Origin of the sequence: Streptomyces sp. NBC_00162 (assembly GCF_024611995.1) — a bacterium.
In the GTDB taxonomy this organism is placed as follows: domain Bacteria; phylum Actinomycetota; class Actinomycetes; order Streptomycetales; family Streptomycetaceae; genus Streptomyces.
The window spans coordinates 4,663,277-4,688,318 of record NZ_CP102509.1; the positions used below are offsets into that span (position 1 = coordinate 4,663,277).

The window sequence follows — 25,042 nt, forward strand, 5'->3', positions numbered from 1 at the left end:
GGTCCCCCGAGTTGGGGACCGGCCGTTCCGTGTCTGCGGGGTCAGCCGGGGACTACTTGGCGTCCTCGGTCTTCGCCTCGGTCTCAGCCTCGGCCTCGGTCTTGGCCTCAGCCTTCGGCTCGGGGTCAGGCTCCGGCTCCGGCTCGGCCTCCACCGGCTCCGGCGTCTTCACCGAGTCCAGCAGCAGCTGCGCCACGTCCACGACCTGGACGTGCTCCTTCGCCTGGCCGTCGTTCTTCTTGCCGTTGACCGAGTCGGTCAGCATGACCAGGCAGAACGGGCAGGCGGTGGAGACGATGTCGGGGTTCAGGGACAGGGCCTCGTCGACGCGCTCGTTGTTGATGCGCTTGCCGATCCGCTCCTCCATCCACATCCGCGCGCCACCGGCGCCACAGCAGAAGCCCCGCTCCTTGTGGCGGTGCATCTCCTGCTGGCGCAGGCCCGGCACGGCCGACATGATCTCGCGCGGCGGCGTGTAGACCTTGTTGTGCCGGCCCAGGTAGCACGGGTCGTGGTACGTGATCAGGCCGTCCACCGGCGTGACCGGCGTCAGCCGGCCCTCGTCGATCAGGTGCTGGAGCAGCTGCGTGTGGTGGATGACCTCGTACTCGCCGCCCAGCTGCGGGTACTCGTTCGCGATGGTGTTGAAGCAGTGCGGGCAGGTCGAGACGATCCGCTTCGCCGACTTCGGCTTCCGGGTCGACGGATCTTCATCGTCTTCACCGAACGCCATGTTCAGCATGGCCACGTTCTCCTGGCCCAGCTGCTGGAACAGCGGCTCGTTGCCCAGGCGGCGCGGCGAGTCACCGGTGCACTTCTCGTCGCCGCCCATGATCGCGAACTTGACGCCCGCGATGTTCAGCAGCTCCGCGAAGGCCTTGGTCGTCTTCTTGGCCCGGTCCTCGAGCGCGCCCGCGCAGCCGACCCAGTACAGGTAGTCGAACTCCGAGAGGTCCTCCGCGTCCTTCCCGATGATCGGGACTTCGAAGTCGACCTCCTTGGTCCACTCGACGCGCTGCTTCTTGGCCAGGCCCCAGGGGTTGCCCTTCTTCTCCAGGTTCTTGAGCATCGTGCCGGCCTCCGAGGGGAAGGCGGACTCGATCATCACCTGGTAGCGGCGCATGTCGACGATGTGGTCGATGTGCTCGATGTCGACCGGGCACTGCTCCACGCACGCACCGCAGGTCGTGCAGGACCACAGCACGTCCGGGTCGATGACGCCGTTCTCCTCGGCCGTCCCGATCAGCGGGCGCTCGGCCTCCGCCAGAGCGGCCGCCGGGACGTCCTTCAGCTGTTCCGCAGTCGCCTTCTCGTTGCCCTCCATGTCCTTGCCGCCACCGGCCAGCAGGTACGGGGCCTTGGCGTGCGCGTGGTCGCGCAGGGACATGATCAGGAGCTTCGGGGACAGCGGCTTGCCGGTGTTCCAGGCCGGGCACTGCGACTGGCAGCGACCGCACTCCGTACACGTGGAGAAGTCGAGGATGCCCTTCCAGGAGAACTGCTCGACCTGGGAGACGCCGAAGACGTCGTCCTCGCCCGGGTCCTCGAAGTCGATCTCCTTGCCGCCGCTGGTCATCGGCTGGAGGGCGCCCAGCGCGACCGCGCCGTCGGCGTTCCGCTTGAACCAGATGTTCGGGAAGCCGAGGAAGCGGTGCCAGGCGACACCCATGTTGGTGTTGAGCGAGACGACGATCATCCAGATCAGCGAGGTGCCGATCTTGATCATCGCGGTGAAGTAGATGGCGTTCTGCAGGGCGCCGAGCGAGAGGCCCTTGAAGGCCAGGACCAGCGGGTACGACACGAAGTACGCCGGCTCGTACGAGTCCACGTGGTGGATCGCGCCCTCGAGGCCGCGCAGGCACAGGATCGCGAGGCCGATGGTGAGGATGATGTATTCGACGAAGTAGGCCTGCCAGGCCTTCGAGCCGGTGAAGCGCGACTTGCGGCCGGCCCGGGAGGGAAGGCTGAGCAGCCGGATGACCATCAGGACGACGATGCCCACGACCGTCATCAGGCCGATGAACTCGATGTACATCTCGAACGGCAGGAAGCCGCCGATGATCGGCAGCGTCCAGTCGGCCTGGAAGAGCTGGCCGTACGCCTGCGCCAGCGTGGGCGGCAGGGTGAGGAAGCCGATCGCGACGAACCAGTGCGCGAAGCCGACGATGCCCCAGCGGTTCATGCGGCTGTGCCCGAGGAACTCCCGGACGAGGGTGAGGGTTCGGGCCTTCGGGTCGTCCGTCCGGCTGCCTGCCGGGACGGGCTGGCCGAGCTTCACGAACCGGTAGATCTGCGCCACGGCTCGGGCGAGCAGCGCGACGCCGACCACGGTCAGGACCAGCGACACGATGATCGCGGCGAGTTGCATGGGAGGGCTCCTCGGGCGGCATTACTAAGCGGTAACTTATGTAGTCAAGGCTTGAGGTTACCCATTCCCGACGCCGCAATGTAGCCGAGCGTGCGGTGATCTGTGTCGCTCAGGCATGCCTGTGTCGACAGGCCGCCCGCGGTGTCTGCGCCAGGATCGCCAGGTCCATCCCCAGCCAGTGGTTCTCCACATAGTGCCGGTCGAGCAGTGCCATCTCCTCCCAGGGTAGGTCGGAGCGCGCGCTGACCTGCCACAACCCGGTCATTCCGGGCCGTACGAAGAGCCGCTCGGGGCGGTCCGTGCGGGGCTCCGGGCGCGGCCCGACCAGGGACATCTCCCCGCGGAGCACGTTGAGCAGCCGGGGCGCCCCGTCCAGTGCGCACCACTCCAGGGCCGCGCCGAGGCGGCCCGCGCCCTCCGTGCGGAGTCCCCAGGTCCGGAACGGCCGTCCGCCGAGGCCGGCCGCCGGTTCCCGTACGAGGGCCCGCCCGCCCTGGGTCGCGTACAGCAGCCCCGTCGCCACTGCGAGGGGGACGGCGAGCGCGATGAGCAGGATCACCGCTCCGGCGAGGTCCAGCACCCGCTTGGCCGAAGGCCTGGCCGGCCGTAGGACGGGGAGGCTGAGCAGGAGAGGCATGTCAGCACGGTGCCGTACGCCTCAGCCGGTCCCCGGGTGCCGCGCGGCGGCGGTTACCCGTTCGGGCGCGGGGTTCGGGGTGGAGCCCCGGGTAGTTGCGCGTAAGGGGGGCCTAAAGATTGAGCCGGGCAGACTCAGCTCTGTTGACGCAGGCGCGACGATGCGGCATGGTTGAGTCTGTTGCACTCAAGTCAGCTGGAGGAATTGAAATGGCACGTGCGGTCGGCATCGACCTGGGCACCACTAACTCCGTCGTCAGCGTTCTGGAAGGCGGCGAGCCCACCGTCATCACCAACGCCGAGGGCGCCAGGACCACGCCGTCCGTCGTCGCCTTCGCCAAGAACGGCGAGGTCCTCGTCGGCGAGGTGGCCAAGCGCCAGGCGGTCACGAACGTGGACCGGACCATCCGCTCCGTCAAGCGCCACATGGGCACTGACTGGAAGATCAACCTGGATGGCAAGGACTTCAACCCGCAGCAGATGAGCGCCTTCATCCTGCAGAAGCTGAAGCGCGACGCCGAGGCGTACCTGGGCGAGAAGGTCACGGACGCGGTCATCACCGTCCCGGCCTACTTCAACGACTCCGAGCGTCAGGCGACGAAGGAGGCCGGTGAGATCGCGGGCCTCAACGTCCTGCGCATCGTCAACGAGCCGACCGCCGCCGCCCTGGCCTACGGTCTCGACAAGGACGACCAGACCATCCTCGTCTTCGACCTCGGTGGCGGCACCTTCGACGTGTCGCTCCTGGAGATCGGCGACGGTGTCGTCGAGGTCAAGGCCACCAACGGTGACAACCACCTCGGTGGCGACGACTGGGACCAGCGCGTCGTCGACTACCTGGTGAAGCAGTTCGCCAACGGCCACGGCGTCGACCTGTCCAAGGACAAGATGGCGCTCCAGCGTCTGCGCGAGGCCGCCGAGAAGGCGAAGATCGAGCTGTCCTCCTCCACGGAGACCTCGATCAACCTGCCCTACATCACGGCTTCCGCCGAGGGCCCGCTGCACCTGGACGAGAAGCTCACCCGCGCCCAGTTCCAGCAGCTGACCGCGGACCTGCTCGACCGCTGCAAGACCCCGTTCCACAACGTCATCAAGGACGCCGGCATCCAGCTGTCCGAGATCGACCACGTGGTCCTGGTCGGCGGCTCCACCCGCATGCCGGCCGTCGCCGAGCTCGTCAAGGAGCTCACCGGCGGTCAGGACGCCAACAAGGGCGTCAACCCGGACGAGGTCGTCGCCATCGGCGCCACCCTCCAGGCCGGTGTGCTCAAGGGTGAGGTCAAGGACGTCCTGCTCCTCGACGTGACCCCGCTGTCCCTCGGTATCGAGACCAAGGGCGGCATCATGACCAAGCTGATCGAGCGCAACACCACGATCCCGACCAAGCGCTCCGAGATCTTCACGACGGCCGAGGACAACCAGCCGTCCGTCCAGATCCAGGTCTACCAGGGCGAGCGCGAGATCGCGGCGTACAACAAGAAGCTCGGCATGTTCGAGCTGACGGGCCTGCCGCCGGCCCCGCGTGGCGTCCCGCAGATCGAGGTCTCCTTCGACATCGACGCGAACGGCATCATGCACGTCACGGCCAAGGACCTTGGCACGGGCAAGGAGCAGAAGATGACCGTCACCGGCGGCTCCTCGCTCGGCAAGGACGAGGTCGACCGCATGCGCCAGGAGGCGGAGCAGTACGCGGACGAGGACCTGCGTCGCAAGGAGGCGGCCGAGTCCCGCAACCAGGGCGAGCAGCTCGTCTACCAGACGGAGAAGTTCGTCAAGGACAACGAGGACAAGGTCCCGGCCGACGTCAAGACCGAGGTCGAGGCCGCCGTCACCGAGCTGAAGGAAAAGCTCAAGGGCGAGGACACCGCCGAGATCCGCACCGCGACCGAGAAGCTCGCCGCGGTCAGCCAGAAGCTCGGCCAGGCCATCTACGCCGACGCTCAGGGCGCCGCGGGTGCCGCCGGTGACGCGGGTCAGGCCAAGGCCGACGACGACGTCGTCGACGCCGAGATCGTCGACGACGAGAAGCCGAAGGGCGGCGCTGCCTGATGTCGGAGGAGACCCCGGGCTTTGACGAGAAGCCCGAAGTCCCCGTCGACGGCACGCCCGACGAGCCGAAGGCCGCCGACTCCGCCACGGAGGAGGCGGCGGCCCCGGCCGGGGACGCAGCACAGGATGTAGCGCTGCTCGCGCAGCTGGACCAGGCCCGTACGGCGCTCGGTGAGCGCACCGCGGACCTCCAGCGGCTCCAGGCGGAGTACCAGAACTACCGCCGCCGGGTGGAGCGGGACCGGATCGCCGTCAAGGAGATCGCGGTCGCGTCCCTCCTGACGGAACTCCTCCCGACCCTGGACGACATCGGCCGGGCGCGGGAGCATGGCGAGCTGGTCGGCGGCTTCAAGTCGGTGGCCGAATCGCTGGAGACCGCCGCGGCCAAGATGGGTCTGCAGCAGTTCGGCAAGGAGGGCGAGCCCTTCGACCCGACGATCCACGAGGCCCTGATGCACTCGTACGCGCCGGACATCACGGAGGACACCTGCGTGGCGATCCTTCAGCCGGGGTACCGGATCGGCGAGCGTACGATCCGCCCCGCGCGGGTCGCGGTGGCCGAGCCCCAGCCGGGCGCGGCCCCCAAGTCCGAGTCGGCCGAGGCCGACACGCCGTCGGACAAGGACACGGATGCCCCCGACAAGGGCTGATGTTGAACAAGTAGAGGCACGAGAGGAGGGACACCGGGGATGAGCACCAAGGACTTCGTCGAGAAGGACTACTACAAGGTCCTCGGTGTCCCGAAGGACGCCACCGAGGCCGAGATCAAGAAGGCGTACCGGAAGCTCGCGCGCGAGTTCCACCCGGACGCCAACAAGGGCGACGCCTCGGCCGAGGCGCGCTTCAAGGAGATCTCCGAGGCGAACGACATCCTCGGTGACGCGAAGAAGCGCAAGGAGTACGACGAGGCGCGCGCCCTGTTCGGCAACGGCGGCTTCCGCCCCGGGCCGGGCGGGGCCGGCGGCTCGTTCAACTTCGACCTCGGCGACCTGTTCGGCGGACAGCAGCCGGCCGGCGCGGGCGGCGGCTTCGGCGGCGGCCTGGGCGATGTCTTCGGCGGCCTGTTCAACCGCGGCGCCGGCGCCGGTACGGGAACCCGTACCCAGCCGCGCCGCGGCCAGGACATCGAGTCGGAGGTCACCCTCTCCTTCACGGAGGCGGTGGACGGGGCCACGGTTCCGCTCCGGATGTCCTCGCAGGCCCCCTGCAAGGCCTGTTCGGGCACCGGCGACAAGAACGGCACGCCCCGGGTGTGCCCGACCTGCGTCGGTACCGGCCAGGTATCGCGGGGCAGCGGCGGCGGGTTCTCGCTGACCGACCCCTGCGCGGACTGCAAGGGCCGCGGCCTGATCGCGGAGACCCCCTGCGACGTCTGCAAGGGCAGCGGGCGCGCCCGCAGCTCGCGCACCATGCAGGTCCGGATCCCGGCGGGCGTCTTCGACGGCCAGCGGATCCGGCTGCGCGGCAAGGGTGCGCCGGGCGAGCGCGGCGGTCCCGGCGGTGACCTGTACGTCGTCGTGCACGTCGACTCCCACCCGGTGTTCGGCCGCAAGGACGACAACCTGACGGTGACCGTCCCGGTGACCTTCGCCGAGGCGGCGCTGGGCGCCGACATCAAGGTCCCGACCCTGAACGGCCCCTCGGTGACGCTGAAGCTGCCGCCGGGCACCCCCAACGGCCGTACCATGCGGGCCCGCGGCAAGGGAGCGGTCCGCAAGGACGGCACCCGCGGCGACCTGCTGGTGACGGTGGAGGTCGAAGTTCCGACCGAGCTGTCGGACAAGGCCCGCGAGGCGCTGGAGATGTACCGCGAGGCGACGGAGTCGCAGGACCCGCGCACCGCGCTGTTCGAGTCCGCGAAGGGAGCATGACATGGACGGCCGCCGACGACAGTCCTCCCGATTGGGTGGGGGCTACCAGCTCACCGATGAGACCCCGGTCTACGTGATCTCGGTGGCCGCCCAGCTCTCGGGCCTGCATCCGCAGACCCTCCGCCAGTACGACCGTCTCGGCCTGGTCTCCCCGGACCGTACGGCCGGTCGCGGCCGGCGCTACTCGGCCCGTGACATCGAGCTGCTCCGCACGGTGCAGGCGCTGTCCCAGGACGAGGGCATCAACCTGGCGGGCATCAAGCGGATCATCGAGCTGGAGAACCAGGTCGCCGCGCTCCAGCAGCGCGTGGCCGAGCTCTCCGCGGCTGTCGACGGCGCGGCCGTGGCCATGCAGCAGCGCGAGGCCCAGGTGCACGCGTCCTACCGGCGCGACCTGGTCCCGTACCAGCCTCCGCAGCCGGGCAACGCCCTGGTGGTGTGGCGGCCCAAGCGGCCGATGGACTGACGTCCGCCCACAGCGTGCAGGAAGGCCCCGCCCGGCTCACCGGGCGGGGCCTTCCGCGTTCCCGTTCGCGTTCGCGTTCCCGTTTTCCCGTTCCCGCGAGCGGTCAGGGCCGGGGCTCCCGGGCGGGGCCCGAGACCTGGCCCAGGATGCCCGACTGGGCTATGAGGAAGCCGAGTTGGGCGCGGCTGCCGCTGCCCAGGGCGGTGGCCAGCTTGGCGATGTGCGCGCGGCAGGTCCGTACGTTCATGCCCAGGCGGCGCGCGATGGCCTCGTCCACGTGCCCCTCGACGAGGAGTTGCGCGATGGAGCGCTGAACGCCCGAGATTCCCGAGGGCGTCGGATCGTACCGGATCTCCTCCAGCAGCGGCGTGGCACGGCGCCAGAGCTGCTCGAACACCTTGATGAGGTATTCGACGAGACCGGGGTGGCGCAGTTCGAGGGCGACGCTGCGGTCATCGCTGGCGGGGATGAAGGCGACGGTGCGGTCGAAGACGATGAGGCGCTCGATGAGTTCCTCGAGGGTGCGGATCTCCACCTTGCCCGCGGATATCCGCTCGACGTAGGCGAGCGTTCCCTGGCTGTGCCGGGCGGTGTGCTGGTAGAGGGTGCGGATGCTGACCCCGCGGTCGGTCAGCGGCTGGTCGCGCTCCAGGGCCTGCGTGAGGGCGTCTATGGGGCGGGCTCCGCCGGGCTGGACGGTGAGCATCTCCGTGTGGCATTCGGCGGTTGCCAGGTTCAGTGCCGCGTTGATGCGGTCGAACCCCTCGAGCACGGTGATCGCGTGCGTGGGCGCGGGAGTCAGCGCGCTGATGGCCATGAATGGCTCAAACGCTTCCGCCAGCTCGATGGACGTCCTGCGGCGTTGCAGGATCTCCCGCTCGATAGGGTGCAGCCGCTGGGTGAGTGCGACGGTGGGGGGAACCGGGCGCAGCCAGTTCGCGTCATCTGGATCCGGGTGCAGCAGCGCGAATTCCAGCAGGCAGGGAGTGTATTCGACCTCCGCGCGGGCGATGCGCCCCGAGCTGAGCGCAGTGGCGTAGAGCTCGGCGCCGAGAGCGCACAGTTCCGTCACTGGGTGGGGATGTGTCTGTTCCGCACCATTTTTCGGCATATCTCCCACCCCCAGGGTCTTGCATCTACAGGAACATGATGCACCGCCACGGTGGCGTCGGCGTGGCTCGATAAGTCATCGTCTGTCATGCGGGGGAGAGGAATCCATCCAGTGAGGACGAAGTCGACGATGTACAAGAGATTGCTTCGCTCGGTGGTTGCCGTTGCTCTCTCCACGGTTGTGGCTTACGGGGTGGCCGGCGGCAACACAGCCACGTTGGCGGGGATATCGGACGATAGCGGCTGGACCAGTGCTCCGGTGGACAGCGGGTGGACGCTCGGCCCTCTGGACAGTGGGTGGACCAACCTGCCGGAGAAGGTCGTCGCATGACCCCCGACGACCGCGGCTTCCGCCGCGAAATGGCCTCCGCTTACCGGTCGGGGTGGCAGTTCATCGACCTGGCCACGGCAATCCCGTACCCCGGGGATTCGCTGATGGTCACCCTGTTCGGTCAACCGATCGTCGTCGTGCGCGAGGAGGACGAGGACGTACGTGCCTACCGGTGCCTGCGCCGCCCGCGGGGCGCGCCGCAGCCCGTCCGCTGCGAGGTGCGCTACGGAATGGTCTTCGTCAATCTTGATCAGCGCGATCACCAGCTCTTCGAACCCGACATCACCACCGCCACCCCCCGCAGTGCCTGAAGCGATTCCCCCGTCGTTGCAGATCGCTCAGGCGCTTCCCCCACACAACGGCGCCATCGTGGACCTGACCACGATGGCGCCGTTGTGATGTCCGCGTCCAGTAGTTGAACCGGACAAGATGTGGAGGGGCAGACCGGCCGCCGGCCTGGTCCCGGGCTCAGGCCCGGCCCATGGCCCGGTCCAGCGTGATCTCCATGACCACCCGGTCGGGATTGGGTGAGGGCGTCCGCCCGTAGCGCTCCGCGTAGCGCGCCACCGCGTCGGCGACCGACGCCTCGTCCGTACGGATCACCGCGCGCCCCTCGAGGGTGGCCCAGCGGCGTCCTTCCATCTGGCAGACCGCGACCCGGGCCGCGCCCGGCTGCGCCGCCAGGATGTTGCGGATCTTCTTGCTGTGCTTGTTGCTGATCACCCGGGCCAGACCGGCCTCCGGGTCGTACGTCACGCCCACCGGCACCACGTGGGGCGTCCCGTCCGGGCGCGGCGTGGTCAGCGTGCAGACGTGCCGCTCCCGCCAGAAGGCGAGGTACTCGGGCGTCGGGTTGAGTACGTCATGGGACATGGCCCGAAGGGTACGGGGCCCGGGCGCGTCGGGGGTACCGCGGCCTGCCTTGAGTGGAATAGACTCAACTTTGCGTAGGTTGTTTATGTCATAGTTCTGTCCAGCCTCCGGAGAGGAGCACATCACCCGTGGATGCCGAGCTGACCAACAAGAGCCGGGATGCGCTGAACGCGGCCACCAGCCGGGCCGTCAAGGACGGCCACGCGGACCTGACCCCCGCGCACCTGCTGCTGGCGCTCCTCGCCGGCGAGGACAACGAGAACATCACCGACCTCCTCGCGGCCTCCGACGCCGACCAGGCCGCCGTACGGGCCGGCGCGGAGCGGCTGCTCGCCGCCCTGCCCAGCGTCACCGGGTCCACGGTCGCGCCCCCGCAGCCCACCCGCGACCTGCTCGCCGTACTCGCCGAGGCCGACGCCCAGGCGGGCAAGCTCGGCGACGACTACCTCTCCACCGAACACCTGCTCATCGCCCTCGCCGCCAAGGGCGGCGCGGCCGGTGAGCTCCTTTCCGCACAGGGCGCGAGCGCGAAGAAGCTGCTGGACGCCTTCCAGAACGCACGAGGAGGGCGGCGGGTGACCACCCCCGACCCCGAGGGTCAGTACAAGGCGCTGGAGAAGTTCGGCACCGATTTCACGGCGGCAGCCCGTGAGGGCAAGCTCGATCCGGTCATCGGCCGGGACCACGAGATCCGGCGCGTGGTGCAGGTGCTCTCGCGGCGTACGAAGAACAATCCGGTGCTCATCGGCGAGCCGGGCGTCGGCAAGACGGCCGTGGTCGAGGGCCTGGCCCAGCGCATCATCAAGGGCGATGTCCCGGAGTCGCTGAAGAACAAGCGGCTCGTCTCCCTCGACCTGGGCGCCATGGTCGCGGGCGCGAAGTACCGGGGTGAGTTCGAGGAGCGGCTGAAGACCGTCCTGGCGGAGATCAAGTCGAGCGACGGCCAGATCATCACCTTCATCGACGAGCTGCACACGGTCGTCGGCGCGGGCGCTGGCGGCGACTCCGCCATGGACGCGGGCAACATGCTCAAGCCCATGCTGGCGCGCGGTGAGCTGCGGATGGTCGGCGCGACGACGCTGGACGAGTACCGCGAGCGCATCGAGAAGGACCCGGCGCTGGAGCGGCGTTTCCAGCAGGTGCTGGTCGCCGAGCCGTCCGTCGAGGACACCATCGCGATCCTGCGCGGGCTCAAGGGCCGCTACGAGGCCCACCACAAGGTGCAGATCAACGACAGTGCGCTGGTCGCCGCCGCGACCCTCTCCGATCGGTACATCACCTCCCGCTTCCTCCCGGACAAGGCGATCGACCTCGTCGACGAGGCCGCGTCCCGGCTGCGCATGGAGATCGACTCCTCCCCCCTGGAGATCGACGAGCTCCAGCGTGCGGTGGACCGGCTGCGGATGGAGGAGCTGGCGCTGAAGAACGAGTCCGACCCGGCCTCGCTGGAGCGCTTGGAGAAGATCCGCAAGGATCTCGCGGACAAGGAGGAGGAGCTGCGCGGCCTGACCGCCCGCTGGGAGAAGGAGAAGCAGTCCCTCAACCGGGTCGGTGAGCTCAAGGAGCGCCTGGACGACCTGCGCGGCCAGGCGGAGCGCGCGCAGCGCGACGGGGACTTCGACACCGCCTCAAAGCTGCTCTACGGGGAGATCCCGACCGTGGAGCGCGAGCTGGCCGAGGCCACCGAGGCCGAGGCGGAGGTCTCGAAGGACACGATGGTCAAGGACGAGGTCGGCCCCGACGACATCGCCGACGTGGTGGGTGCCTGGACCGGCATCCCGGCCGGCCGCCTCCTGGAGGGGGAGACGCAGAAGCTGCTGCGCATGGAGGACGGGCTGGGCCGCCGTCTGATCGGCCAGGGCGAGGCGGTGCGGGCCGTGTCGGACGCGGTACGCCGCACCCGGGCCGGCATCGCGGACCCGGACCGGCCGACCGGCTCGTTCCTGTTCCTGGGCCCGACGGGCGTCGGCAAGACGGAGCTGGCCAAGGCCCTGGCGGACTTCCTCTTCGACGACGAGCGGGCCATGATCCGCATCGACATGTCGGAGTACGGCGAGAAGCACTCCGTGGCCCGCCTGGTCGGCGCGCCGCCCGGCTACGTCGGCTACGAGGAGGGCGGCCAGCTGACCGAGGCCGTCCGGCGCCGCCCGTACAGCGTGGTGCTGCTGGACGAGGTGGAGAAGGCCCATCCCGAGGTCTTCGACATCCTGCTCCAGGTCCTGGACGACGGCCGTCTCACGGACGGCCAGGGCCGCACGGTGGACTTCCGCAACACGATCCTGGTGCTCACCTCGAACCTGGGCAGTCAGTTCCTGATGGATCCGGTCACGCCCGCGGAGCAGAAGAAGCAGCAGGTCCTGGACGTGGTCCGGGCGAGCTTCAAGCCGGAGTTCCTCAACCGCCTGGACGACCTGGTGGTCTTCTCCGCGCTGTCCGGGCCCGAGCTGGGCCGCATCGCGGAGCTCCAGATCGACCGCCTCGCCAAGCGGCTGGCCGACCGGCGCCTGACCCTGGAGGTCACGCCGGAGGCGCTGGCCTGGCTGGCGGACAAGGGCAACGACCCGGCGTACGGCGCGCGGCCCCTGCGCCGGCTGATCCAGACGGCGATCGGCGACCGCCTCGCGAAGGAGATCCTCTCCGGCGAGGTCAGGGACGGCGACACCGTACGGGTCGACGTGGCGGGCGAAGACCTGCTGGTCGGCAAGGCGCTGTGACCTCCTGAGCCGCCACCCGTGTCCGCCCGGAGCGGATCGTGCGTCCGGGGGTGGACACGGGGTAGGCGGGATGGGGGAGGATGCAGGTATCCGCACGAAGGGAAAACACGGTGAGCATCGACCCGGCCTCGATTCCGAACTTCGGAGGGCAGCAGCCCGATCCGCAGGCCACAGGACCGGCGGGCCCCGTCGTCCCCGACCAGGATCTGGTCAAGCAGCTGCTGGAGCAGATGGAGCTCAAGTACGTCGTCGACGACGAGGGTGACCTCGCGGCGCCGTGGGAGGAGTTCCGCACGTACTTCATGTTCCGCGGCGAGGACGAGCAGCAGGTCTTCTCGGTGCGGACCTTCTACGACCGTCCGCACAAGATCGAGGAGAAGCCGCAGCTTCTCGAGTCGATCGACGACTGGAACCGCCGCACCCTGTGGCCGAAGGTCTACAGCCACACCCACGACGACGGCTCGGTCCGTCTGATCGGTGAGGCGCAGATGCTGATCGGCACCGGCGTCAGCCTGGAGCACTTCGTGTCCTCCACGGTCAGCTGGGTCCGCGCCTCCATCGAGTTCGACAAGTGGCTCGTCGAGCAGTTCGGCCTGGAGAAGGAGATCGACTCCTCCGCCGAGGGCGACGACGACGGCGACAGCGACGGCAACAACTAGAAGCAGGTTCTAGAGCGGTACGCGGGCCACGAGCAGCAGATACAGCCCGTAGCCGTAACTGAGCCCGGCCAGCGCCGCGGTCACCACGACCGCGGTGCGGGGCCGGGCTCTGGCCATGACGGCCGCCACCGGCAGCAGCAGCGGGAAGGCCGGGAGCAGGAACCGCGGCTTCGACTCGAAGAACCCGGCCCCGCCGTACGCGATCACCAGCAGTATCGCCGTGTACGCGAGCAGCGGCAGCGGGGTCCGGTCCAGCACCAGCAGCATCGCCAGCAGCCCGGCGGCGGCCAGCAGGACCACGGTCACGGTGGTCGCCAGCGGTACGTGCCCGCCGGTCAGCACCCGCTCCGCGGAGCGCAGCGCACCGGCCCCGAAGTCGAAGCGGGATCCCCAGCGCCGCTGCACGGTGAAGTACCCGCCGAGCGGATCGCGCACCCGCACCCCGACGGCCAGGACGTACGTCGCCCAGCCCGCGGGGGCCAGCAGCCCTGCCACCCACACCTCGGGCGCGCGGGACCGGCGGCTCAGGATCTCGTGCAGGGCCATCACCGAGACGGCGGCGGCGACCGCGAGCCCGGTCGGCCGGGTCAGCCCGGCGAGCACGGCGAGGCCGGCCGCCCAGAGCCAGCGGCCGCGCATCAGGGCGTAGAGCGCCCAGGCGGCGAGCGCGGCCAGCAGCGCCTCGGTGTAGGCCAGGCTCAGCACCACCGCGTGCGGCAGCGCCGCCCACAGCCCCACGAGCAGCAGCCCGGCTCGCGGCCCGATCACCCACTCGCCGATCCGGTAGACACCGACGGCGGCGACGGCGGCGCAGATCCAGGCGACGAGGATCCCGGCCGGGATCAGCCCGCCGGGCAGCACGGCGCCGACCAGCCTTATCAGCGTCGGGTAGAGCGGGAAGAAGGCGTAGTCGCTCTGGATGAAGCCGGTGCCGGTGACGGGGTCGGCCCACATCTGGGTGCGCCCGTAGCCGTTGGCGGCGATCCCGAGGTACCAGACGGAGTCCCAGGACTTGCCGAGCACCCGGAGCGGGTCCTTGCCCGCCCACCAGGATCCGAGGGTGAGGACCAGTACCCCGGCGCCGCGTACGGCGGCGAACACCCCGAGCGCGATGACCGTCGCCGGCGCGGCCGACCGCACCGCCTTGACGGCACGCATCTCCAGCGGCGACGCGGACACCGAGACTCTGCCCGTAGCCATGTATCCCGACTTTCCTGCTCTTCGTGAGTACGCTCATCCGACGATGAGAGCCGCGGGCACGTTCAAGGCCGTCAGCTTCACACCGGCCTCGGTCACCCCGCAACCACACTTGGTAAACAGCGAGGGTCCAGACGTCCAAGGTCCTGTCCGGGCGGACAGGACCTCCTAGGTCCTGTTGCCCGGACAGGGCCTAGAGGCGGCGCAGGCGGGCCACCGCCTCGCTGAGGACGTCGGTCCGCTTGCAGAACGCCCAGCGGACCTGGGTGGCTCCGGCGGACTTGTCGTCGTAGAAGACCTGGTTCGGGATGGCGACCACGCCGCAGCGTTCGGGCAGGGCGCGGCAGAAGGCCAGGCCGTCCTTCTCGCCGAGCGGGGTGATGTCCGTGGTGATGAAGTACGTGCCCTGCGGGCGGTAGACCTCGAAGCCGGCCGCCGCGAGGCCGTCGGCGAGGAGGTCGCGCTTGGCTGCCAGGTCCGCGCGGAAGCCCTCGTAGTACGCGTCGGGCAGGGCCAGGGCCTCGGCGATCGCGTACTGGAAGGGGCCGGAGGAGACGTAGGTGAGGAACTGCTTCGCCGAGCGGACCGCGGTGACCAGCTCCGGGGGCGCCGTGACCCAGCCGACCTTCCAGCCCGTGAAGGAGAACGTCTTCCCGGCGGAGGAGATGGTGACGGTGCGCTCGCGCATGCCCGGGAACCCGGCCAGGGGGGTGTGGGCGCCCTCGAAGACCAGGTGCTCGTAGACCTCGTCCGTGACGACCAGGAGGTCGCGCTCCACGGCGAGGGCGGCGACGGCGGTCAGCTCCTCGTGGGTCAGGACCGTGCCCGTCGGGTTGTGCGGGGTGTTCAGCAGGATCAGGCGGGTGCGCGGGGTGACGGCGGCGCGCAGTTCGTCCAGGTCGAGGGCGAAGGCCCCGGCGTGCGGGCGCAGGGTGACGGGGACGCGTACCGCGCCGGCCATCGCGATGCAGGCCGCGTACGAGTCGTAGTACGGCTCCAGGGCGATGACCTCGTCACCCGGTTCGAGGAGGGCGAGGAGCGCGGCCGCGATGGCCTCGGTGGCGCCGGCCGTGACCAGGACCTCGGTGTCCGGGTCGTAGGAGAGGCCGTAGAAGCGCTGCTGGTGCGCGGCGATCGCGGCGCGCAGCTCGGGGACGCCGGGGCCCGGCGGGTACTGGTTGCCGAGGCCCGTGAGGACCGCGCGGGAGGCCGCCTCGGCGATTTCGGCGGGGCCGTCGGTGTCGGGGAAGCCCTGGCCCAGGTTGATCGACCCGGTGCGGGCGGCCAGCGCCGACATCTCCGCGAAGATCGTGGTGCCGAAGGCCGCCAGACGGCGGTTGAGGAAGGGGCGGTCGCTGCTCACGGGTGCGCTCATGGGCGCCATCCTGGGGGCAACCTCTGGACTTGCTCAAGTGTGCTTTGGGCCGCGTGGCCTGCGGGCATCCCCCCTTCACACGGGACGCGGGGATCCCGTCCCCCGGGAAGACCGGGGCGTGAGAGAGGGGGCGGGCCTCGTGTTCGTCTTCATTGTGATCGGGCTTCTCTTCGTTGCGTTCGTCGTGACCATGGCGATCCGTTCGGCCGGCTCCGGCTCCGGCTCCGGTCGCGGCTCCGGCAGCAGCACGAGCAGCAGCTGGTGGGCCGGCGGGGGCGACTCCTCGTCGGGTTCTTGTTCGAGTGGATCGTCCTCGTCCTGCGGCGGATCTTCGTCCTCCTGCGGCGGTGGCGGGGGATGCGGTTCCAGCTGACACGGGGCAGCTGGCACCGCGTGGATGAAGGCGCCCGGCGGTCTGATTTCCGCCGGGCGCCCTCTCCTTGGCGCATGCATCACGACGCGCGGGGCACATGTTGTTGAACACGTGAACTGTGGAGCCCCCGGGGGGATGTAAACCCCGTCAAGTTGGGTAAAAACGCTGTGAGTGCCGTGCCTTTCATGATTCCCTCGGTTGAGTAGACCAGTCCTCGGACCTCCCTGGACTTCCTGTGGACCCGTGCCGGTGTCCCCCCACCCGTTGACTACCGCTGGCGGGCCCCGGCCCATCTCCCTCGCGCGTTTGCGGAGCCGACTCATGCTCACGACCCTCCAGACCACCTATACCGACACGCGTGCCGCCGATCTCGCCTGGGCCCTGGGTCGGGAGCGGCTGCCCGCCCTGGCCGTACTGAACCTCCAACTGTCCGGTGCGAAGGTGGAGTTGCGCCTGCTCGGGGCCTCTCATCAGGTGCTCCTGGAGGAGGGTGAGGTGCTCTGCTCGGAGACGGTCGCCTGCATGCCCGGCAGCAGTACGCCGCTGCCGCTCGGCGTGGCCAAGCGGGTGGGCGACTGGGAGTACGAGTTCGCCGCCCGGGTCGAGACCCTCTCCCGCGGTTCCTTCGCGGGGCGGGCGCAGGAGCTGCTCGCGCTGGTCGCCGACCACCCGAACGGACTAGCGGGCACCTTCCCGGGCAGTCCGCACGCGTTCACCGCCATGCTGGCGCAGCATTACGAGGGCCAGATGCGCTGGCGTACCTGGCACGCGTACCCGCAGGAGGGCCAGCTGGTGGCCACCAGGACCCGGGTCGGCGTACGGATGGGCGCCGCTTCCGCGGCCCCCGTCGAGTCGCCCGCGCTGCTCTAGCGCGCGCCAGGGGCCGCGTTCCTCCGGGGGCGCGGGCATTGCCACGTGGTTACGCCAACTGGCCGGATCAGTACGCCACTTGCACCCATGTGGGTGACCGGATGCGGGTGGGCGGTGACGTACGGTTCGCTGCATGATCGACCGTTCCGTCCCGCGCCGGGTACTCCCGGCTCCGGAGCCTCGGGGCGCGGCGGCCGTCCCGGCCGCCCTGCCCGTACGGCCCCGGACCGGCCGACTCCTCGTCCTGGCCACCGTGTTCGTCTGCGCCGCCTGCGGGCTCGTATACGAACTGGAGCTGCTCGCCCTGGGCACCTACCTCATCGGCGATTCCGTCACCCAGGCGTCGGTCGTGCTGTCCGTCATGGTCTTCGCCATGGGCGTCGGCTCCCTGCTCGCCAAACGGCTGAGGCACCGGCCGGCCTTCGGCTTCTGCGCCATCGAGGCCGGGCTCGCGCTGCTCGGCGGGCTCTCGGCCGTGGCGCTGTACGCGAGCTTCGCCTGGCTGGGTGAATCCCGCCCGGCCCTCGTCGCCTTCTCCTTCGCCATCGGCGTCCTCATCGGCGCCGAGATCCCGCTCCTGATGGCCCTCATCCAGCGCATCCGCAGACAGGACGCGGGCGGGGCCGTCGCCGACCTGTTCGCCGCCGACTACGTGGGCGCCCTGGTCGGCGGCCTCGCCTTCCCGTTCCTGCTGCTGCCGGTGCTCGGCCAGCTCACCGGAGCCATGCTCACCGGCACGGTCAACGCGGTCGTCGGCGGCGGGCTCGTGCTCTGGCTGTTCCGCCGCGACCTGAGCCGGCGTGCCCGCTGGACGCTGGTCGCCGCCAACGTGACCGTGCTGTCCGTACTCGCCTGCGCGACCGTCCTGGCCGACGACTTCGAGCGGGTCGCCCGCGGCGCCGTCTACGGCGCGGAGGTGCGGGTCGCCGTCCAGACCGGGGTGCAGGAACTGGTGCTCACCGGGCCCCCGACCGGCTCCCCCCGCTCGCTCGACCTGTACCTCGACGGGCGGCTGCGGGTCAGCGGCTACGACGAGTACCGCTACCACGAGGCCCTCGTCCACCCCGCCATGACCGGCCCGCACACCCGGGTCCTGGTCCTCGGCGGCGGAGACGGGCTCGCCGCCCGCGAGGTGCTGCGCTACCGCGACGTCGCCTCCGTCACCGTCGTCGAACTCGACCCCGGCGTGGTCCGGCTCGCCCGCACCGATCCGATGCTCTCCGCGCTCAACGCCGGCGTGTACGAGGACCCGCGCCTCGGGGTCGTCACGCAGGACGCGTTCCGCTGGCTGCGCGGAGCGGCCGCCCGGGACCGGTTCGACGTGATCGTCTCCGACCTCCCCGACCCGGGCATCACCCCCAGCACGAAGCTGTACTCGCAGGAGTTCTACGGGCTGGCCGCGCGGGCCCTGCGGCCCGGGGGCCGGATCGCCGTGCACGCCGGACCGCTGGCCACGCGCCCGCGCACCTACTGGACCGTGGAGTCCACCCTGCGGGCGGCCGGTCTGCAGACCTCCCCCTACAGCGCGGGCGGCCGCCTCTCGGGCTTCGCCGCCGGACCCGACCGCTCCCCCCTGCGCGGCAGCGACGCGCCCCCGCAGGACTGGGGCTTCGTACTGGCCTCCCGCGAGCAGGCGCCCCCGCTGCGGGTGGACCGTGACACGCCGGGGCTGCGCTCGCTGTCGACCCGCTCGCTCCAGGACGCCGCGCGCGACGCCGAGCGCACCCGGATGCCGGGACTTCCGCCGTCGACCCTGCCGCACCCGCGGTATTCGTGACCCGGTGCGGCTCTCGTCGGTAGGCTCGACCGCATGGAGCATCAGGTGTTCGTTCCGGTACCGGCAGACAGCCTCCGCGCCGTGCTGCGCGACCCCGTCCGGGTGGCCCGGTGTGTGCCGGGGCTCCAGCAGGACGCCGACACCGAGTCCGGACCCCTCTCCGGTCGGCTGAAGATCCGGGTCGGCGGGAACACCGTGACCTACCGGGGCGCGCTGTCCGTCACCGAGCGGGACCCGGACCACTTCGCCGTCGCCGGCGAGGGCACGGAGGTCCGGGGCAGCGGGACCGTGAAGCTCGCCCTCGCGCTGCGGCTCACCCCGGAGGGGGACCACCGGACCCGGCTCGACTTCACGGCCGGGGCCACCGCCGACGGGCGCGCCGCCGGATTCACCGCCGGTGCCACCGCCACCGCCGTGCAGCGGCTGCTGGAGCGGGCCGCCGAACAGCTCGCCGAGGCGGCCCGGGGCGAGGCCGCCGGCCCCGAGGTGAACGATCCGGTGGCCGACGCCGAGGAGGCCGAGGGCGACGGGTCCGCCGGGTCCGACGACGATGCCACCGAGGTCACCGCCTCCGTGTTCGAGGCCGAGGTGCCGCCGCCGTCCCTGGACCCCTTCCTGGCCGGCGGGTTCGAGGAACTCGACGACCTCGGTGATCTCCCGCGGCCCCCGGCCGAGGCCGCCCACGCCCGCCGCACCATGATCGGCCGCAGCGCGGAGGAGGTGGACCACGCGCCCCCGCGCGGCCGGTACGCCCCCGTCCCCGCGCCCGCCGCCACCACGGCCGGCGACAACCTGCGCTGGCTCGCCCCCGCCGCCGCCCTCGCCCTGGCCTCGGCGGTCGTCATCGGCCGCGCCCTGCGCCGCCGCCGCTGAGCCCAGTCCCATTACGCTCGACCGCATGAGTACGCAACTGAGCGCCGGCGGCGCCGAGCTGACCATCGACCAGGAGAACGGCTGCCGGATCAGCAGTCTGCGTGTCGACGGGATCGAGCTGCTGCGCCAGGGCCCGCACTTCGGGGCCTTCCCGATGGTCCCCTGGTGCGGCCGGACCGCGGAGGGGCGGTTCCGTGACGGTGGGGTCGTCCACCAGCTCCCGCTCAACCACCCCCCGCACGCCATCCACGGCCTCGGCCGCGACACCGCCTGGCGCCGGGGCCGGCTCACGGACACCGAGGCGGCGTTCTTCTTCGACCTCGCCGACCCGTGGCCGTGGCCCGGCCGGGTCACGCAGACCTTCGAGCTGACCGCCGACGGGCTGACGCTCGGCATGGGCGTCGAGACGTACGGCGACTCCTTCCCGGCCCAGGCCGGCTGGCACCCCTGGTTCCGCCGCAACCTCGGCACCGGCGAGGACGTACGGCTCGACTTCGAGGCCGAGTGGCAGGAGGAGCGCGGCGACGACCACCTCCCCACCGGCCACCGCACCGCCCCGAAGCCCGGCCCCTGGGACGACTGCTTCGGCATGCCGAACGGCGTCGACGTCACCCTCACGTGGCCCGGCGCGCTGGAGCTCAAGGTCACCAGCCGTGACGAATGGGTGGTCGTCTACGACGAGGAGGCCGAGGCCGTCTGCGTCGAACCGCAGTCCGGCCCGCCGAACGGGCTGAACACCCGCCCGCGCCTGGTCACCCCCGTCGACCCGCTGGAGATCTCCACCACGTGGACCTGGCGGCGGCTCTCGTAGAGCCGAATTAAGCTCATGGGCATGAGTGACGTACGCGATGCGCTTCTGCAGCAGATCAAGGACAAGGCCGTCGTGCACGGCAAGGTGATCCTCTCCTCCGGCCGGGAGGCCGACTACTACATCGACCTCCGCCGGATCACCCTCGACGGCGAGGCGGCCCCGCTGGTCGGGCAGGTCATGCTCGACCTCACCGCCGACCTCGACTTCGACTGCGTCGGCGGTCTGACCCTGGGCGCCGACCCGGTCGCGACCTCGATGCTGCACGCCTCCGCCGCGCGCGGTCAGCGCCTGGACGCCTTCGTCGTCCGCAAGGCGCAGAAGGCCCACGGCATGCAGCGCCGCATCGAGGGCACCGACGTGAAGGGCAAGCGCTGCCTGGTCGTCGAGGACACCTCCACCACCGGCGGGTCCCCGCTGACCGCCGTCGAGGCGGTCCGTGAGGCCGGCGGCGAGGTCGTGGCCGTCGCCACGATCGTCGACCGCGGTGCGGCCGGTGCCATCGCCGAGGCGGGGCTCCCGTACCTCACCGGCTACCGCCTCGAGGACCTCGGCCTCTCCTAGGCACAGCTCCACAACTCGGGGCGAAGGTCCTGAGAACTCCCTGATCAGGCCCTGACCTGCTCCTTTTCGGGCCGCCGGGATGTTTCACGTGAAACATCCCGGCGGGTTCCGGCCGCAGTGGCCGACGGCCGGGGTGGAGTGTCGCGCGGAGTCTGGAAAGATAGGCGCGACGATGACGTCGCCCCCAGGTCAGGGCCCGCAATAAGCACACTCCCCGCACATCCAAGGAGCGGACAGATGCCCATCGCAACCCCCGAGGTCTACAACGAGATGCTCGACCGGGCGAAGGCAGGCAAGTTCGCCTACCCGGCCATCAACGTGACCTCCTCCCAGACCCTGCACGCTGCGCTGCGCGGCTTCGCGGAGGCCGAGAGCGACGGCATCATCCAGATCTCCACCGGTGGTGCGGAGTTCCTGGGTGGCCAGCACAACAAGGACATGGTCACCGGCGCGGTCGCCCTGGCCGAGTTCGCGCACATCGTCGCGGCGAAGTACGACATCACGGTCGCGCTGCACACGGACCACTGCCCCAAGGACAAGCTGGACGGCTACGTACGTCCGCTCCTGGAGGTCTCCGCCGAGCGCGTGGCCCGCGGTCTGAACCCGCTCTTCCAGTCGCACATGTGGGACGGCTCCGCCGAGACCCTGGCCGACAACCTGGCCATCGGCCAGGAGCTGCTCGCCAAGGCCGCCGCCGCGAAGATCATCCTCGAGGTCGAGATCACCCCGACCGGCGGCGAGGAGGACGGCGTCAGCCACGAGATCAACGACGAGCTGTACACCACCGTCGACGACGCGATCCGCACCGCCGAGGCCCTGGGCCTGGGCGAGAAGGGCCGCTACCTGCTGGCCGCCTCCTTCGGCAACGTCCACGGCGTCTACAAGCCGGGCAACGTGGTCCTGCGTCCCGAGCTCCTCAAGGACCTCCAGGCGGGCGTCGCCGAGAAGTTCGGCCAGGCTGCCGGAAACCAGCCGTTCGACTTCGTCTTCCACGGCGGCTCGGGCTCCTCGGCCGAGGAGATCGCCACCGCGCTGGAGAACGGCGTCGTGAAGATGAACCTCGACACCGACACCCAGTACGCCTTCACCCGCCCCGTCGTGGACCACATGTTCACCAACTACGCGGGTGTGCTGAAGGTCGACGGCGAGGTCGGCACCAAGTCCAAGTACGACCCCCGCACCTGGGGCAAGGCCGCCGAGGCTGGCATGGCCGCGCGCGTCACCGAGGCCTGCGCGAACCTGCGTTCCACGGGCACCAAGCTGAAGTAGGCGCCCGCGCGCTTACGTTCGCGCGGTGACGTTCACGCGCGTTCCTCCGAAGGGCCCGTCCCGCCGTCCCACGACGGCGGGACGGGCCCTTCGGCCGTCGCCCTCCGGCAGTCGCGCCCCGCGATACCCCAGACTGGGGGCATGTCCATTCACCAGAACCTGCTCGGGGGCCCCGCCCCCACCCACCTCCCCGACGAGCCCGGCCGTGAGGCCCTGGCGTCCGGTACCCCCGCCGTCGAGGTGGCGGCCGCGCACCCCACCTCCTCGCTCGCCTGGGCGACCCTCGCCGACGAGGCCTTCGCCGCCGGCCGGACGGTCGAGTCGTACGCGTACGCCCGTACGGGCTACCACCGCGGCCTCGACGCCCTGCGCCGCGCCGGCTGGAAGGGCCACGGCCCCGTGCCGTGGGAGCACGAGCCGAACCGCGGCTTCCTCCGCGCCCTGAACGCCCTGGCCCGCGCCGCCGAGGCGATCGGCGAGAAGGAGGAGTACGAGCGCTGCTCGACCTTCCTGCGCGACTCCTCGCAGACGGCGGCGGACGCGCTGCAGGCCTGAGGCCCGCCCGGCGGGGAGTGTGACCTGCCACACTCCCCGCTAGAGCCCCGGCGCGACGGCGTCCTATGATGCGAGCAGGGGACCGGGGCTCCACTTGCCTCACGGAAGGAGCGGACCGCTACCCGGAAGCACGTGTCGAGGAGACAGCGATGTCGAACACCCTTGATGCCTCCGGAGCCGGTTCGGACACCCCGAACCTCGACTTCGATGGCACGACCCCCTACGAGGACTACGTCCAGGCGGACGTCCTCACCCACCTCCAGCACCTCCGCTCGGACGACCCGGGCGAGATGGTCTTCCTGGTCACGACCCAGGTCATGGAGCTGTGGTTCACGGTCATAGTCCACGAGTGGGAAACCGCCGCAAAGGCTCTGCGCGAGGACCGCCTCCCGGTCGCGATGGACGCGCTGAAACGATCCCTCCGCGAACTCGAGGCCCTCAACGCCTCCTGGCGCCCGCTCGCCCAGCTCACTCCGGGCCAGTTCAACGCCTATCGCGCCGCGCTGGGCGAGGGCTCCGGTTTCCAGTCGGCGATGTACCGCCGGATGGAGTTCCTGCTCGGCGAGAAGTCCGCCTCCATGCTGGTCCCGCACCGCGGCGCCCCGCGCGTCCACGCGGAGCTGGAGAAGGCCCTGCACGAGCCCAGCCTCTACGACGAGGTCCTGCGCCTGCTGGCCCGCCGCGGCCTCCCGGTCCCGGCCGCGGTCCTGAACCGCGACCTCTCGCAGCGCTACGAGCCTTCGGCCGAGGTCGAGGCCGTCTGGACGGCCCTGTACGCCGCCCCGGACGAGCACCCGGACCTGCACCGCCTCGGCGAGGTCCTCACGGACGTCGCCGAACTGGTCTGGCGCTGGCGCAACGACCACCTGGTGGCGACCCGCCGCGCGATGGGCGCGAAGACGGGCACGGGCGGCTCGGCGGGCGTGACCTGGCTGGAGAAGCGCGCCACGAAGAACGTCTTCCCGGAGCTCTGGACGGCTCGCAGCCATGTCTGAGCCGATGCGGACACCTGATCTCCAGGCCCGCGCCACGGCCCTGGACACCGCCGACGAGCTGGCCAAGCTCCGCGACCGGTTCACCCTCCCCGAGGGTGTCGTCTACCTGGACGGGAACAGCCTCGGCGCGCTCCCGGCCGCCGTCGCGCAGACCACCGCCGACGTCGTCCAGCGCCAGTGGGGCGAGCTCCTCATCCGTTCCTGGGACGAGAGCAACTGGTGGACCGCCCCCGAGCGGATCGGCGACAAGCTCGCCCCGCTCATCGGCGCGGCCCCCGGCCAGGTGGTCGTCGGCGACTCCACCAGCGTCAACCTGTTCAAGGCCCTGGTCGGCGCAGCCCGCCTGGCCGAGCCGGGCCGGACCCAGATGCTGGTCGACGCCGCCACCTTCCCCACCGACGGCTACATCGCCGCGTCGGCGGCCAGGATGACCGGCCTCGAGGTGGTCCCGGTGGACCCGTCCGCCGCCGCGCAGGCGATCGGCGAGGACACCGCCGTGGTCCTGCTCAACCACGTCGACTACCGCTCCGGCCGGCTCCACGACCTTCCGGCGTTGACGGCGGCCGCCCGCGCCGCCGGCGCGGTCACGGTCTGGGACCTGTGCCACTCCGCCGGCGCCCTCCCCGTCGGCCTCGACGCGCACGCCGTCGACCTCGCGGTCGGCTGCACGTACAAGTACCTCAACGGCGGCCCCGGCGCCCCGGCGTACCTCTACATCGCCGACCGCCACCAGGCCGCCTTCGACTCCCCGCTCCCCGGGTGGAACGGCCACGCCGATCCCTTCGCCATGACGCCGGACTTCACCCCGGCCGACGGCGCGCGGCGCGGCCGTGTCGGCACCCCGGACATCCTGTCCATGCTGGCCCTGGAGGCGGCGCTCGACGTCTGGGACGGCGTGTCCGTCGAGGCCGTGCGCGCCAAGTCCCTCGCCCTGACCGACTTCTTCCTCGAATGCGTGGCGGCGTACGTCCCGCAGGGCCGGGTCGAGTCGGTCACCCCGGCCGAGCACGCGCACCGCGGCAGCCAGGTCTCGCTGCGCACCGAGAACGCCCGTGAGGTCATGGGCGAGCTCATCGCGCGCGGCGTCATCGGGGACTTCCGGGCCCCCGACGTCCTGCGCTTCGGCTTCACCCCGCTCTACGTCGGATTCGCCGACGCGGAGCGTGCGGCCCGGACACTGGGTCACATTTTCGGGTGACCCCGTAGCGAAACGTCACATCACCGGGCGGGCGGGGCTACGGCTCCGCCCGCTCCGGCACATCCCGGGCCCGGCACGGAATGGCTCGTTCCAGACTGATACGGTCCCGCT

At 70.7% G+C, this 25,042-nt stretch carries 22 protein-coding genes; 16 read left to right on the forward strand and 6 right to left on the reverse strand.

Translation table 11 applies throughout. From position 1 onward, the window contains the following. Nucleotides 1-52 precede the first annotated feature (52 nt). Nucleotides 53-2,368, reverse strand: coding sequence for a (Fe-S)-binding protein (locus tag JIW86_RS21790; RefSeq protein ID WP_257555545.1), 2,316 nt, complete (start codon nucleotides 2,366-2,368; stop codon nucleotides 53-55). Nucleotides 2,369-2,477: 109 nt separating this feature from the next. Next, entirely contained in the window at nucleotides 2,478-3,005 is a 528-nt protein-coding gene (locus JIW86_RS21795) for a sugar transferase (protein ID WP_257555546.1), read from the reverse strand. A gap of 209 nt (nucleotides 3,006-3,214) precedes the next feature. Here JIW86_RS21795 and dnaK point away from each other — a divergent pair, with 209 nt between their 5' ends. The 4 genes from dnaK to JIW86_RS21815 are packed head-to-tail and all read left to right on the forward strand — an operon-like array spanning nucleotide 3,215 to nucleotide 7,390. Then, on the forward strand, nucleotides 3,215-5,053 hold the full coding sequence (dnaK, locus tag JIW86_RS21800) for a molecular chaperone DnaK (RefSeq protein WP_257555547.1): 1,839 nt from the start codon (nucleotides 3,215-3,217) through the stop codon (nucleotides 5,051-5,053). Next, a complete protein-coding gene (grpE, locus tag JIW86_RS21805) occupies nucleotides 5,053-5,703 on the forward strand; it encodes a nucleotide exchange factor GrpE (RefSeq protein ID WP_215143223.1) in 651 nt (216 codons plus the stop codon). The genes dnaK and grpE overlap by 1 nt, the downstream gene beginning before the upstream one ends. A 39-nt stretch (nucleotides 5,704-5,742) precedes the next feature. Continuing rightward, nucleotides 5,743-6,924, forward strand: coding sequence for a molecular chaperone DnaJ (gene dnaJ, locus JIW86_RS21810; protein ID WP_215143225.1), 1,182 nt, complete (start codon nucleotides 5,743-5,745; stop codon nucleotides 6,922-6,924). Nucleotide 6,925: 1 nt separating this feature from the next. Further along, the gene (locus JIW86_RS21815; RefSeq protein WP_215143227.1) at nucleotides 6,926-7,390 is read left to right on the forward strand and encodes a heat shock protein transcriptional repressor HspR; all 465 of its coding nucleotides are present in this window, start codon (nucleotides 6,926-6,928) and stop codon (nucleotides 7,388-7,390) included. A 103-nt stretch (nucleotides 7,391-7,493) separates the two neighbouring features. Here JIW86_RS21815 and JIW86_RS21820 read toward each other — a convergent pair whose 3' ends face one another. Beyond that, nucleotides 7,494-8,501 (reverse strand): helix-turn-helix transcriptional regulator, encoded by a 1,008-nt coding sequence (locus tag JIW86_RS21820; RefSeq protein WP_215143228.1) that lies wholly within the window; start codon nucleotides 8,499-8,501, stop codon nucleotides 7,494-7,496. A gap of 326 nt (nucleotides 8,502-8,827) precedes the next feature. Between JIW86_RS21820 and JIW86_RS21825 the strand changes: the two genes are divergently transcribed. Further along, entirely contained in the window at nucleotides 8,828-9,142 is a 315-nt protein-coding gene (locus JIW86_RS21825; RefSeq protein WP_073917230.1) for a (2Fe-2S)-binding protein, read from the forward strand. Between the two features lie 157 nt (nucleotides 9,143-9,299). Here the strand turns inward: JIW86_RS21825 and JIW86_RS21830 are convergent, their stop codons facing one another. Continuing rightward, on the reverse strand, nucleotides 9,300-9,704 hold the full coding sequence (locus JIW86_RS21830; protein WP_257555549.1) for a pyridoxamine 5'-phosphate oxidase family protein: 405 nt from the start codon (nucleotides 9,702-9,704) through the stop codon (nucleotides 9,300-9,302). A gap of 128 nt (nucleotides 9,705-9,832) precedes the next feature. Between JIW86_RS21830 and clpB the strand changes: the two genes are divergently transcribed. Both clpB and JIW86_RS21840 read left to right on the forward strand, forming a co-directional pair. Further along, nucleotides 9,833-12,418: an ATP-dependent chaperone ClpB gene (gene clpB, locus JIW86_RS21835; protein WP_257555550.1), complete on the forward strand. Its 2,586-nt coding sequence runs from the start codon at nucleotides 9,833-9,835 to the stop codon at nucleotides 12,416-12,418. Nucleotides 12,419-12,528: 110 nt separating this feature from the next. After that, nucleotides 12,529-13,077 (forward strand): YbjN domain-containing protein, encoded by a 549-nt coding sequence (locus tag JIW86_RS21840; protein ID WP_257555551.1) that lies wholly within the window; start codon nucleotides 12,529-12,531, stop codon nucleotides 13,075-13,077. A 9-nt stretch (nucleotides 13,078-13,086) separates the two neighbouring features. Here the strand turns inward: JIW86_RS21840 and JIW86_RS21845 are convergent, their stop codons facing one another. Then, the gene (locus JIW86_RS21845; RefSeq protein ID WP_257555552.1) at nucleotides 13,087-14,277 is read right to left on the reverse strand and encodes a hypothetical protein; all 1,191 of its coding nucleotides are present in this window, start codon (nucleotides 14,275-14,277) and stop codon (nucleotides 13,087-13,089) included. A 190-nt stretch (nucleotides 14,278-14,467) separates the two neighbouring features. Further along, the gene (locus JIW86_RS21850; RefSeq protein WP_416237584.1) at nucleotides 14,468-15,658 is read right to left on the reverse strand and encodes a pyridoxal phosphate-dependent aminotransferase; all 1,191 of its coding nucleotides are present in this window, start codon (nucleotides 15,656-15,658) and stop codon (nucleotides 14,468-14,470) included. Nucleotides 15,659-16,343: 685 nt separating this feature from the next. Between JIW86_RS21850 and JIW86_RS21855 the strand changes: the two genes are divergently transcribed. The 9 genes from JIW86_RS21855 to kynU all read left to right on the forward strand — a co-directional run bounded on the left by JIW86_RS21855 (nucleotide 16,344) and on the right by kynU (nucleotide 24,931). Then, nucleotides 16,344-16,892 carry a DUF2617 family protein gene (locus JIW86_RS21855; protein ID WP_215143238.1) on the forward strand — a complete coding sequence of 183 codons (549 nt, stop codon included), beginning with the start codon at nucleotides 16,344-16,346 and terminating at the stop codon, nucleotides 16,890-16,892. 133 nt (nucleotides 16,893-17,025) lie between these two features. After that, entirely contained in the window at nucleotides 17,026-18,669 is a 1,644-nt protein-coding gene (locus JIW86_RS21860; protein WP_257555554.1) for a polyamine aminopropyltransferase, read from the forward strand. A gap of 33 nt (nucleotides 18,670-18,702) precedes the next feature. Then, the gene (locus JIW86_RS21865; protein ID WP_257555556.1) at nucleotides 18,703-19,542 is read left to right on the forward strand and encodes an SRPBCC domain-containing protein; all 840 of its coding nucleotides are present in this window, start codon (nucleotides 18,703-18,705) and stop codon (nucleotides 19,540-19,542) included. Nucleotides 19,543-19,567: 25 nt separating this feature from the next. Then, entirely contained in the window at nucleotides 19,568-20,353 is a 786-nt protein-coding gene (locus tag JIW86_RS21870) for an aldose 1-epimerase (protein ID WP_257555557.1), read from the forward strand. Between the two features lie 21 nt (nucleotides 20,354-20,374). Beyond that, entirely contained in the window at nucleotides 20,375-20,914 is a 540-nt protein-coding gene (gene pyrE, locus JIW86_RS21875) for an orotate phosphoribosyltransferase (RefSeq protein ID WP_215143244.1), read from the forward strand. Between the two features lie 237 nt (nucleotides 20,915-21,151). After that, nucleotides 21,152-22,183 carry a class II fructose-bisphosphate aldolase gene (gene fbaA, locus JIW86_RS21880; protein WP_257555558.1) on the forward strand — a complete coding sequence of 344 codons (1,032 nt, stop codon included), beginning with the start codon at nucleotides 21,152-21,154 and terminating at the stop codon, nucleotides 22,181-22,183. Between the two features lie 141 nt (nucleotides 22,184-22,324). Further along, nucleotides 22,325-22,738, forward strand: coding sequence for a DUF3151 domain-containing protein (locus JIW86_RS21885; RefSeq protein WP_215143248.1), 414 nt, complete (start codon nucleotides 22,325-22,327; stop codon nucleotides 22,736-22,738). Nucleotides 22,739-22,887: 149 nt separating this feature from the next. Next, complete coding sequence (locus JIW86_RS21890) at nucleotides 22,888-23,733, forward strand: tryptophan 2,3-dioxygenase family protein (RefSeq protein WP_257555559.1); 846 nt, start codon at nucleotides 22,888-22,890, stop codon at nucleotides 23,731-23,733. 4 nt (nucleotides 23,734-23,737) lie between these two features. After that, on the forward strand, nucleotides 23,738-24,931 hold the full coding sequence (gene kynU / locus JIW86_RS21895; RefSeq protein ID WP_257555560.1) for a kynureninase: 1,194 nt from the start codon (nucleotides 23,738-23,740) through the stop codon (nucleotides 24,929-24,931). Nucleotides 24,932-25,042: the final 111 nt, after the last annotated feature.